The organism is Aquipluma nitroreducens, from assembly GCF_009689585.1.
GTDB classification, from domain to species: Bacteria; Bacteroidota; Bacteroidia; order Bacteroidales; family Prolixibacteraceae; genus Aquipluma; species Aquipluma nitroreducens.
In genome coordinates this window covers 1,667,824-1,680,301 of sequence record NZ_AP018694.1, presented here as the reverse complement: position 1 = coordinate 1,680,301, position 12,478 = coordinate 1,667,824, and the positions used below count along the sequence as shown (strand labels likewise).

The 12,478-nt window shown below is 40.7% G+C and carries 8 protein-coding genes; 5 read left to right on the top strand and 3 right to left on the bottom strand.

What is annotated here, in order from left to right; genetic code table 11:
* Positions 1–13 precede the first annotated feature (13 nt).
* A complete protein-coding gene (locus AQPE_RS06990) occupies positions 14–904 on the bottom strand; it encodes an NAD(P)H-binding protein (RefSeq protein WP_318350341.1) in 891 nt (296 codons plus the stop codon).
* Positions 905–1,098: 194 nt separating this feature from the next.
* Here AQPE_RS06990 and leuS point away from each other — a divergent pair, with 194 nt between their 5' ends.
* From leuS to AQPE_RS06970, 4 genes are all read left to right on the top strand, one after another.
* A complete protein-coding gene (leuS, locus tag AQPE_RS06985; protein ID WP_318350340.1) occupies positions 1,099–3,750 on the top strand; it encodes a leucine--tRNA ligase in 2,652 nt (883 codons plus the stop codon).
* A 306-nt stretch (positions 3,751–4,056) separates the two neighbouring features.
* The gene (locus tag AQPE_RS06980; protein ID WP_318350339.1) at positions 4,057–6,246 is read left to right on the top strand and encodes a glutamine synthetase III family protein; all 2,190 of its coding nucleotides are present in this window, start codon (positions 4,057–4,059) and stop codon (positions 6,244–6,246) included.
* A 190-nt stretch (positions 6,247–6,436) separates the two neighbouring features.
* Positions 6,437–8,416, top strand: coding sequence for a PorE family type IX secretion system protein (gene porE / locus AQPE_RS06975; protein WP_318350338.1), 1,980 nt, complete (start codon positions 6,437–6,439; stop codon positions 8,414–8,416).
* A 161-nt stretch (positions 8,417–8,577) separates the two neighbouring features.
* Positions 8,578–10,026, top strand: a complete 1,449-nt coding sequence (locus AQPE_RS06970; RefSeq protein WP_318350337.1) for a S41 family peptidase — start codon at positions 8,578–8,580, stop codon at positions 10,024–10,026.
* A 349-nt stretch (positions 10,027–10,375) separates the two neighbouring features.
* Here the strand turns inward: AQPE_RS06970 and AQPE_RS06965 are convergent, their stop codons facing one another.
* Both AQPE_RS06965 and AQPE_RS06960 read right to left on the bottom strand, forming a co-directional pair.
* Positions 10,376–10,822: a hypothetical protein gene (locus tag AQPE_RS06965; RefSeq protein ID WP_318350336.1), complete on the bottom strand. Its 447-nt coding sequence runs from the start codon at positions 10,820–10,822 to the stop codon at positions 10,376–10,378.
* Complete coding sequence (locus AQPE_RS06960; protein WP_318350335.1) at positions 10,794–11,438, bottom strand: helix-turn-helix domain-containing protein; 645 nt, start codon at positions 11,436–11,438, stop codon at positions 10,794–10,796. The genes AQPE_RS06965 and AQPE_RS06960 overlap by 29 nt, the downstream gene beginning before the upstream one ends.
* A 280-nt stretch (positions 11,439–11,718) precedes the next feature.
* On the opposite strand from AQPE_RS06960, the gene AQPE_RS06955 reads away from it, so the two are divergent.
* Positions 11,719–12,375, top strand: a complete 657-nt coding sequence (locus tag AQPE_RS06955; RefSeq protein WP_318350334.1) for a hypothetical protein — start codon at positions 11,719–11,721, stop codon at positions 12,373–12,375.
* The last annotated feature ends 103 nt before the right edge of the window (positions 12,376–12,478 follow it).

Here is a 12,478-nt window from a genome sequence, read left to right as displayed (position 1 = left end):
CTGACTAAATAAATCAGGACTGTGCGTAAACGGCTGCAAAAATTGGAGTAAATGCTTCCAATTTTGTTTTCCCAAACACGGTTGGCTTATTCTTTAAATAATCCGAATCCATCTGTCCGCTTCTCATCGCTGCGCCCATTTCGGCGTAATTTTTAGCAATTTCTTCCGGAACGCCAGCCTGTAGCATTCCTCCCAGTGTTTCCTCATCCTTGAAGTTCACCCATGGAAGTTCAGGTTTGCCGATGGCTTTCCCCAAAATTTCGGCGACTTCGTTGGTTGTTTTTTCATCGCTCACAATGTATCTGATGCTTTTCCCTTTAAACTTAAGGGCTAGAATTTCTTCAGCGGCAACTTCAGCAATATCGCTTGGATGAACCAATACCAGTTTCGCATTTTCGCCATAATTTCCGCCAATAATGCCCATGTGCTTCACCATTCCGGCATTGGCTAAAAAGTTAGTATAAAAAAATCCGGGACGAAGGTGTTTCACATTAACACTTTCAAGAGCATTCAGCGCCTTTTCAACGAAGAACAAACCGCTCACCGGGCCACAACCTTCAGGCATATGAGCTCCCATACTACTGAGGTTAACTACATTTTTCACTCCCGCACCATGTATCGCTTCAGCATAGTTTTCTCCAATATCAGCAATGTATTTTTTCCAGTTGGCAGCACTAAAATTGGGCGGTACCATCGTGTAAACAGCATCAGCGCCGGTAAATGTTTTTGTCAGGAAAGCAACATCTTCAACCGAACCAATGGCTGCTTTGGCGCCCAATGCTTCGATTTGCGCAGTTTTGTCGGGTTTGCTGCTCACTACAGTCACGCTGTGTCCGGCAGCAATCAATTTTTCAGCAAGAGGTTTGCTGATGTTTCCTAATGAACCTGTTACAACGAATTTCATGTGATTTGTATTTAAAATTGTTTCGAGGATTGAACGTTGAAATAGCGTAAAAGTTCACTTTTCTCCAACTGATCCAGCGACTTCGGGTCATCAGATCAGTAAACAGCACAAATCCACTTCCTCTGCCTTACAACTTGCAACTTTCTTGTTATCTTTGCCGCTCATTATCAGAAACCTTTATCAAACACATAAAAATGGAATACAATTTCTCCGAAATTGAGCCGAAATGGCAACAATACTGGGAAGAACACCAGACATTTAAAACAAATAACGACTTTTCGAAACCAAAATATTACGTGCTCGACATGTTTCCCTATCCTTCCGGAGCGGGTTTGCACGTGGGGCATCCTGAAGGTTATACCGCAACCGACATCATTTGCCGGTACAAACGTATGAAGGGTTTCAACGTTCTGCACCCAATGGGCTGGGACGCGTTTGGATTGCCTGCCGAGCAGTATGCCATTCAAACCGGAACTCATCCAGCGGTCACAACCAATAAAAACTGCGATAATTTCCGCCGTCAGATCAAGTCACTGGGCTTGAGTTACGACTGGGATCGCGAAATCAATACCACCGATCCTAAATATTTCCGCTGGACACAATGGATATTTACCAAACTGTACAATTGCTGGTTCGATCCTGAGGCTGGGAAAGGACGCCCAATCAGCGAGCTACCCATTCCTGCTGATATTCAGGCACAAGGACAAGCAGCCATCAACAAATACATCGGCGAAAAACGTCTGGCGTATTACGACAATGCCCAGGTTTGGTGGTGCCAGTCGTGTAAAACGGTTTGCGCCAACGAAGAAGTGCTGACCGATGGTTCGCACGAGAAATGCGGACATCAGGTAACGCGCAAAAACCTGAAACAATGGTTGCTCCGGATTCCTCATTATGCCGAAAGGTTGTTGGAAGGCCTGGACGATCTGGATTGGCCGGAAGGTGTAAAAGACATGCAGAAAAACTGGATCGGTAAATCAACCGGCGCTGAAGTCGATTTCGCCATTGAAGGATTGGATGAGAAACTTCGGGTTTACACAACCCGTCCTGATACATTGTTTGGTGCAACTTATATGGTTGTTTCTCCGGAACACCCTATTCTGGAAAAACTGGTTACTCCTGAAAATCAAGAACAATTCAAACAATACATACAAGCCGCTTCGCTGAAATCGGATTTGGACCGCACCGAACTGGCTAAAGAAAAAACCGGAGTTTTCACCGGACGCAATGCCATCAACCCGATTACAGGTCAGCCAATCCCAATCTGGGTGGCCGATTATGTTTTGATGGGCTACGGAACCGGTGCGATCATGGCTGTTCCGGCGCACGATACCCGTGACTTTGAATTCGCTCAGAAATTTAATATCCCGGTCATCTGCATTCTTGATCCAAAAAGCGCCGATGAAGAAACCCGTGCCAAAGTCCTGGCTGGCGAAGCTTGCTGGACAGAAGATGGTGCCTACATCAATTCGGCCAATCCTTCGATTGGTCTTGATTTGAATGGCTTGAACAAAAAACAGGGCATTGAGAAAGTTGTTGCCTGGTTGGGCGAAAAAGGAATTGGTAAAGCCACAATCAACTTCAGATTGCGCGATTGGCTATTTAGTCGTCAGCGCTACTGGGGCGAGCCTTTCCCTGTCATTCACTGGGAGGATGGCGAAGTGACCCTGGTTGAAGATAACCTTCCGGTTGAACTTCCGGCCATGGAAAAATACGAACCTGGCGAGGGTGGCGAATCTCCGCTGGCCAATGCAACCGACTGGTTGTATGTAACCGACAAAAATGGTCGTAAAGGCCGTCGCGAAACCAACACCATGCCACAATGGGCGGGTTCGTGCTGGTATTATTTGCGCTACATCGATCCGAAAAACGACGAGTCAATCTTCGACAAAAAGCTCGAAAATTACTGGATGCCGGTTGATTTGTATGTTGGCGGTGCTGAACATGCAGTGTTGCATTTGTTGTATTCACGTTTCTGGCACAAAGTACTGTTCGATTTGGGCATCGTTTCAACTTCGGAACCTTTCCAAAAACTGTTCAATCAGGGAATGATTCTGGCTTTTGCCTACCAAACAGCTACCGGCGCGAAAGTAGCCAGCGATTTGGTGGAAGAAAAAGATGGCAAATATTTTCACACCGAAACCGGCGAGGAATTGAGCCAGATCGTGGCCAAAATGTCGAAATCGCTGAAAAACGTAGTGAATCCTGATGATGTGGTCGCCAAATTTGGCGCCGACTCGCTTCGTTTGTACGAGATGTTCATGGGTCCGCTTGACGACACTAAACCCTGGGCAGAGAATGGGGTGAAAGGAGTTTTTGGCTTCCTGAACCGTGCTGCACGTTTTTTTGGAACGCCTGAAAATATTGTTGATGAGGCCGATGACAAAGAAACGCTGAAACTTTTGCACCAGACAATCAGCAAAGTGGCTTTCGATATTGAAAACATGAAATTCAATACCGGAATTTCTGCATTGATGATTTTTAACAATCTGGTGATGAAGAAAGGAAAAGTGAGCAGACAAACTGCTGAAGCTTTTGCTAAAATTCTGTCACCTTATGCTCCGCACCTTGCTGAAGAATTGTGGCAGATGTACGGAAATACTGAAACGTTGGCTTATGCGCCTTGGCCCGAAGTTGATCAGGCAATGCTGACCGAAGATGTGTTTGAATACCCCATTTCTTTCAACGGAAAAGTTCGCTTTAAATTGGAGTTTGCGGTTGGCACACCAAATGCTGAAATTGAAGACGCAGTTCTGGCGCACGAAACTTCAATTAAATGGCTCGAAGGGAAAATGCCTAAGAAAATAATAGTCGTTCCGAATAAAATTGTGAACGTGGTGATTTAAATAGGTTTTTACCAATATATAAGAAACGCAGAATCAAGGTTCTGCGTTTTTTTTGTTTGTAGATTTGAAAACTCTATTGAAAATGGAAGCAAATCAAAAAATGTAATTTTCTAATATTTTAATAAAAATTATATATTTTCTTAATTACCCCAATCAAATTAGCTGGTTTTTCTGAAATAATTGTAAAATTTTAAGCTATTACCTATTTATTTATGCCGTAATTTCATTTTTTGTATATTTTTGTTATGCAATTAGCGCAGGAGGTATTCGACTAAAACAAAATATAAACATTTAAAATTTTCAATTATGGCACAGTTTAGATTTAGAGCTCTCGAAGAAGTTCTTAGCAGAAAACCAATCGACGTAAAGCGCGAGGAAAATCTGGTTTCTGATTTTTACGGAATGAATGTTTTCGATCGTCCGAAAATGAAGAAATACCTTTCGAAAGAAGCATACAAAGCGGTAATTGACGCTGTTGATAATGGAACTCCTGTTGACCGTAAAATGGCTGATCAGGTAGCTCAGGGAATGAAATCGTGGGCTTTGGAAAACGGAGCAACACACATTACACACTGGTTTCATCCATTGACTGATGGTACTGCCGAAAAACATGATGCATTTATTGTTCATGGTGAGAATAGTACCGTGGTTGAAACATTATCTGGATCAATGTTATCTCAGCAAGAACCTGATGCTTCTTCTTTCCCAAGTGGTGGTATCCGTCAGACATTCGAAGCACGTGGTTATACTGCATGGGATCCATCATCTCCGGCTTTCATTGTTGACAATACATTAACTATCCCAACGATTTTCATTTCTTATACAGGTGAAGCTCTCGATTATAAAACTCCTTTGTTACGTGCAATTGCTGCTGTTGACAAAGCTGCGACTGAAGTTTGCCAGTTGTTCGATAAAAATGTGACCAAAGTAAACGCTAATTTAGGTTGGGAACAGGAATATTTCCTTGTTGACGAAGCTTTGTTTATGGCTCGTCCCGACTTGATGTTAACCGGACGCACGTTGATGGGACACTCAGCCTCGAAAGATCAGCAGTTGGACGACCACTATTTCAGTTCAATTCCAACACGTGTTTTCCGTTTTATGGAAGATTTGGAAAATGAAGCATTCAAATTGGGTATTCCGGTAAAAACCCGTCACAACGAGGTTGCACCAAACCAGTTCGAACTTGCTCCTATCTACGAAGAGTTGAATCTTGCGAATGACCACAACCAGATGATCATGGACTTGATGAAAAAAATCGCTCGTCGTCATAACTTCGCTGTTCTTTTCCACGAAAAACCATTTGCAGGTATCAACGGATCAGGAAAACACAACAACTGGTCACTTTCTACTGATACAGGTGTAAACTTGTTTTCTCCAGGGAAAAACCCAAAATCGAACTTGCAATTCCTGACTTTTGTGATCAACACGCTGAAAGCATTACATGTAAATCAGGATTTGTTGCTTGCCAGCATTATGAATGCTCCCAACTCACACCGTTTGGGCGCAAACGAAGCTCCTCCGGCAATCATTTCTGCTTTCCTTGGAACTGAAATCTCTAAGATGTTAGATCTGATGGAAGAATCAGTTGTTGACCGCAAAATGACTCCTGAAGAAAAAACTGCTTTGAAGTTAAATATTGGCCGTATCCCTGAAATTATTCTGGATACTACAGACCGTAACCGTACTTCCCCATTTGCATTCACAGGTAACCGCTTTGAATTCCGCGCTGTAGGTTCTTCTGCAAACTGCGGTGGTGCTATGATTGTTTTAAATACTGCAATTGCCGATCAGCTGACTAAATTCAAAGTTGAGGTTGATGCTTTGATTGAAGCAGGTGTTAAAAAGGACGAAGCGATCTTCCAGATCTTGAAAAAACTGATCATCGAATCTAAGGATATCCGTTTCAATGGTAATGGTTACAGCGAAGAATGGAAAGCTGAAGCTGCACGTCGCGGTTTAACAAATGTAACAAGTGTTCCAACATCATTGGAAGCATATCACAACGAACGTGTTGTTGAAATGTTCGGAAAGACTGGTGTATTGACCGAACGCGAAATCGAAGGACGTGTTGAAGTTGAATTTGAAAAGTATACGAAGAAAATTCAGATCGAAGCTCGCGTTTTGGGCGATTTAGCTATCAACCATATCGTTCCAACAGCAGTACAGTATCAAACTACATTGCTTGATAATGTAAAAAATCTGAAGCTTGTTTTCGGCGAAGAAGAATATGCTACATTGTCAGCCGGACGTATTGAACTGATCCGCGAAATTGGCGGAAACGTTTCAGCAATTAAAGCCAAAGTAAAAGAGATGATCGAAGCCCGTAAAGTGGCCAATGTGATCGAATCTGAAAAAGAAAAGGCTTATGCTTACGAAAGTACTGTAAAACCATATCTGGATGATATTCGTTACCACATCGACAAATTGGAATTGATTGTCGACAATGAATTATGGCCATTGCCAAAATACAGAGAATTACTATTTGTACGATAGTTTTTCATTCATTAAATAATACAGATCAAGGCTTCCGGTTCGTTCCGGAGGCCTTTTTTATGATTAAGGAGAAGCCCAACCTTAAAAATCAAATAATTATTCCGTCTCGGAATACTTTAAATAAACCTTTTTCGTTTTTTTTAGAATGGATTTAAATTGGTTACTTTTACCGCCAAACGTTTAATATCAAATGAAGAACCCGGCTTTTCCTAAAATATTACTTATCCTTCTGGTCATTTTACTTGGCTCATGTTCGGCTCGCAAATACTTGAATTCGGCAGCCACTTCATACGAAATTGGCGAATATTTTAATTCCATCGAAAAATATAAAAAGGCCTATCGCAGTCAAAAACTACGAAACGAAAAAAGCAATATTGCTTTTCGCGTGGGCGAAGCATATTATCACTTAAGCGATTTTGCAAAAGCGGCTGTTTGGTATAAAAATGCCATCAAGCAAAAGAATTCCGATCCAATTTGCATGCTTCATTACGCCGATTGCCTGAAGGCCACTCAAAAATATGAAGACGCCATTGTTTGGTATCAAACTTACCTGGGAGTAAACCCCGACGATCAATATGCGAAAAATGGGTTGGAAGCCAGTAAGGTGGCGACCACCTGGCTGGATAAACCGAACCGATATATGGTAAATATTGTCAAGGAACTGAATTCAAGAGACAATGATTATAGTCCTGTATTTGTTGGAGGGCGCGACAATGAGGTCATATTTACTTCTACACGCGATGCATCAACCGGTGGAAGACGAAAGAGCGCCATCACGGGAACCCGTTTTGCCGATTTATTCACCAGTAAATTTGAAGTTCAGAAACAAAAATGGGAAGCGCCAAAGCTGCTCGACGAAAACCTGTCAATTAATACAGCAAGCGACGAGGGAGCCGCAACTCTATCTTCAAGAGGTGATTTGATGATTTTCACTCGTGCCAGATATGATAAATCAAAAGACATAGGTTCTGAATTACTTGTGGCCAATCAATCGAGAGGGGCATGGTCGGAGCCAACAAAACTTGAATTGGTTGGCGACAGCATAATTGCAGCGCATCCTTCGTTAAGCGCTGATGGCACTGAACTTTATTTTGTGTCGGATCGCCCCGGAGGCTATGGTGGTAAAGACATCTGGATGGCAAAGGGTAAAGGAAATGCTTTCGACAAGCCAGTAAATTTAGGCCCCGAAATCAACACTCCGGGCGACGAAATGTTCCCATATATCCGCGAGAATGGCGATTTGTATTTTTCGTCCAATTTCCATCCCGGTATTGGAGGACTCGACATCTTTAAAGCTGTAATGGGAGAAGATAAAAAGTGGCATGTTGAAAACATGAAGGCTCCAATCAACTCCCCGGGCGACGATTTTGGAATTACTTTTATCAAAGGTGAAGTTGAAAAGGGGATGTTCTCGTCCAACCGTAAAGGCTCGAAAAGCGATGATATTTATTCATTTTATCTTCCTCCAAAAGTATTCAATGCTTCCGGCGAAATCTTCAATAAAGAAACCGATCAGAAAATTGACGGTGCGATGGTACGCATCATCGGAACCGATGGTACAAGCCTGAAAGTTAGGGCAAACGGAGGCCGGTTTCAATATAAGTTAAAACCTGAAACTGATTATGTGATTGCCGCTTTTAAAGACGGTTACCTGAATGATAAAGTACGGACTTCCACCGTTGGATTGACGGACAGCAAAGATTTCAAATTCATCTTTAAACTCTCGCCAACCGACGAGCCGATCAAGGTAAACAACATCAATTATGCCACCGGAAGTTATCAAATTACCGAAGAATCAAAACTGGCTCTCGATTCGGTCGTTCAGTTACTTGTACTAAACCCAACCATCAAAATCGAGCTGATGGCGCACACCGACTTTGTGGGCAGCGATCAGTTCAACTCCGATCTTTCGCAAAAACGTGCACAATCGGTGGTTGATTACCTGATTTCGAAGGGAATTACTTCCGGACGATTGGTAGCCAAAGGATACGGCGAAACCTGGCCGAAGAAAGTAACCAAAACTATCGCCAAACAATACGACTTCCTGAAAAAAGGAGATGAGCTGAACGAAGCATTTATCCTGAAGCTCACCCCCGAACAGCAGGAAATAGCTAAGATGCTTGACCGGCGAACGGAATTCAGGGTGCTGAGCAACGATTTCCATGAGTAGGATTTGATCCTGATTTTGAACTGTAACCGGCTCTTTAATTTTTGAATCGATAATAGGACAGTGCGCTGTTTCCCTTGGATTTTTTCAATTGCTGAATGATTAATGTGCAACTAATTCTAATAAAATTTGTCATTTGAATTATAAACATTCAAACCTGTTTTATGAGAACTAAATTGATCATTCATCTGGTTGCGTTCAGCTTGATATACTTGTCTGCATCAACATTATTATCAGCTCAACCCAGTTTTACCCAATCTCAGTTGAGGGCTGACTTTAACCTTTTTTGTCAGGCATTAAAAGAAGCTCATCCCGGTCTTTACCGGTACAATAAGCAAAATCATATCGATAGTCTTTTCGCACAAACCGAAAAGAAAATTGGTACTAATATGAGTCAACAGGAATTTTACAAGTTGCTGCTCCCTGTTGTCGTGCAAATCAAATGTGGTCACACCAAATTTCATCCCGATAGCAATTGGTCTACCAATTTCTATTTCAACGATGAAAAGGTCTTTCCCTGGAGATTGTATTTTCAGGAAGACCGGGCTTTTGTTCTGGGAACTTATGTCGATAAAATTGAAGCTCCGGAAGGTTCAGAAATAATCTCGATCAATGGAAAGCCGATTTCGGAAATCATTAAAACACTGTTACCTGATTTCTTTTCAGACGGGAACAACACTACGTTTAAGTATATTGAAATGAGTCATTATTTCAGTGCTTATTACGCTAATTTGATTGAAGGGCCTGATTCGTTTTTGGTAAAATTTAGGAATGGCGAAACATTTACTGAAGTTAAGATTCCTGCAATTTCACATTCCACCATTGAGCGATTTGAAGAAAGAATCAATACTCAAAACTCATCAAAGCCACCGTATCAGCTGGAAATGAAATCCAACGAAACAGCCGTACTTACCATTTCATCATTCTGGATGGAATCCGACGGTTTAAAATTCAAAAAGTTTCTTAAAAATTCGTTCAATACAATTCACGATAAGCATATAAAGAATCTGATTATCGATGTTAGAGACAATGAAGGTGGTATGGATCGTCGTGGCGCTTTATTGCTCTCTTACCTCATGGATCAGAATTTTGATTATTATGATCGTTTGGAGATGACTCAACGCAGGAAATACTCCTTTGCCAATCAGGCTCATAAACCGTCATTCTATGGAATTCTTCGTCACTTAATTTCCAAAGAAAAGGATGGTACTTTTGTATGGAAGCACAATAAAAACCTACGCAAGCAGAGGCCTCAAACGAATCACTTTTCAGGAAATGTGTATGTGTTGATTAATGGGGCTAGTTTTTCGGTAACTGCCGAATTTGCTGCGGTAGCCCATTACCTGAAACGTGCAACCTTTATTGGTGAAGAGACAGGGGGTGGATATTATGGCAACAACAGTGGTACGTTTGTAATTGTAACCTTGCCCAATACTAAGTTAAATGTAGGCATACCAATGATGGCATATTATACCAAAGTTAAAGGTTATCCACACCCTGATCGTGGAGTTATTCCTGATTACGAAGTGAAGACAAGAATATCAGATATTTTGCAAGGTAAGGATCCGGTGCTTGAATTTAGCTTGAAGTTAATTGAAAACGACCAAAACTAAAATAATCCCAAATTCACATCGTGTGATTTTGGATAAATACATTGAGGCTTTTAGAATCTCTGAAGGAGTTTGCTGTTATTTATCTCGGTAAAAGTGGGGCAAAGAAAGTCCGGAGAAAAGGCCACCTGGAACGGGTTGAATATAAAACCTAAACTTCGTATGGGATCACGTTTAGCTTAAATTCTGAATCATCAGGTTCAACCTTGAAAACTTTAGCATGTGGGTATTTCTTTTGTTGAATGGGCAACATTTTCCTGCCGATAAAAGCAAAAAACCTTATAGGTCTCAAAGACCTGTAAGGTTTTACTATTTAAAATCTAAATCTAACTTCTTATTTATAGTGGCTGGGCTAACAGGAGAGAGTGGTAATAATCAGCAGTTTGACCAGTATGCTGATCAGTAAGCTATAAGTCACGTTGATCATAGTTCCGGCAAGAAAAAACATGCTGTTCTTGGCAATATCTTCTTTCCTGATAATTGTTTTTGCAGTAAAAATAATGGCCAGGGCAGTGTACGATCCGGTCAGCACCATTAAATAAATGATGAGGTTTTCGCATTTGCCAATAATCAACCCGGTTGAAATACGATCTTTTGCAAGCTTTTCTTCACTGGCATCGGGTTTGGCAACAGTATTTGCGTCGCTATTGGCCGAAGCTAAATCGGTAAGGTTTTTCTTGTAGATAATATTCATGACCCGGCGTACTACTGTTCCGCTTGAAAACAAGAGAAGCAGCGCCCCAGCAACAGCCAAAAGCAAAAACCAGTTGCTAAACAGAATTTCTTTTGTCAATTCCATAATTAATCACTTTATAGAGTTTTTCTTCTAACACATCCAGATTCGCAGCTTTTATACCGTTAAGCGTTTTTGAAATGTATTGCTGAGATTTTTTGATTGTCCCGGCAAGTTCCTTCTGAGATTTTCCGGCCTTATTCTGGCGATAGATATCCATCTGGCTTGGTGTAAACAAATTCTTTAAGGTGATTAGCGCGTTCAGGATAATTGAAACAGAATCGAGTAGACCAGAATATTCTTTTGCAACAATCTCGACATATAATTTATTCTTCTTTAGACTGATCATTCCATCAGCCAGCATTACAAATTCTTTATTATCCATTTCATGAATTGGTTTGTCGGTTTCCACATTATCAAAACCAGTCAAAACAAACCTTTGTTCAAATGGATGCAAAAGTTCCTGAACCTTAATTACCGTTTTTACGGCAAATTCCCAATCTGGTGAAATGATCATGAATTCATCCAGCCCTTTCCAGATGTCAAAAATTCCATATTCTTCATTTTCACGGAAGAATTCCTTCAGATTATTTACCTGAAATTCCAAATTATTTCGAGATTGTATTTTTCTGGAATCAATTACATCGATATAAATTCCTACTCCACTCGTACTATTGCTCATATCATTCAATTTACATGTTCATTTGGTTGTAAATCTTAAATACAACTTATATAGGTTGTAAATATATAAAACAACTTTTAAATATTGTTTAGCTTGCTGATTAAACTTACGGAAATAGTCAAATAAGGTTTTTTATATTATGCTTTAAACTTCGAAGGAGCTTACTGTGACCTCTCAACATCATCCGTTTAAAGAAAAATGTATTTTAGAAAGAGTTAAACTTTTACATTTCTGTGAATTAGTTTTTTTACCTTTAGATGTAATCACAAATTCAACTCCAATGAAACTCTTGCTTCTATCAACAGTACTATTCCTTACTATTTTTCCGGTGACACTCAAATCGCAATCAGCGTGGAAAAGAGAAACCGGATTCCGTTTCGGACTGGTTTTACCGAAAACCCCATCCAATTATTATGACACAAAAATTGGCGGAGCTTTAAAAATAGGCGCTTACCAGAGTTGGGCTCGGCCTGAAAAGAGATTCTCACTTCGGCCCGAGATTGGAGTGGATATTGAAAGATTGTCGATCAATTATGATGGAGGCGGCCTTGGAGGTGGAATGGAAGCAACCGGTGTGATTTATAGTTTAAATCTGGAGTATGCTTGTTTGGTGCAATTGAAACTATTCAAGAAATTGGGTTTTGCTATTGGCCCAAGTGGAAAATATCTACTTACAAATTATACCAAGGTAAAAGAACATCACTGGATGATTTATAATCCTCATCCTGTTTCGACTGATTACCAAATTAACGGCTTCAACCGGAAATACTTGTATGAGCCCTCATTCGGATTCAAAACCATGCTGTTTACAAAGAATTTGGACGACAAAAAAAACATCTGCTTCTCGTTCGAGCGTCTTTGGTTTAAAAATAATAATCAAACCGCATTCATATATTATTCAGAAACCACAGAGTTATCGTTTTATGTTGTTTTTTGACTCCTGAACTTTAAACAAAAAATCCTGACGGGTTTTCAAAACCTGCATAAAGAAAGTGATGGCTTCACTCGAAGTGAAACCCTCACTAAATTTAATAGAAAAA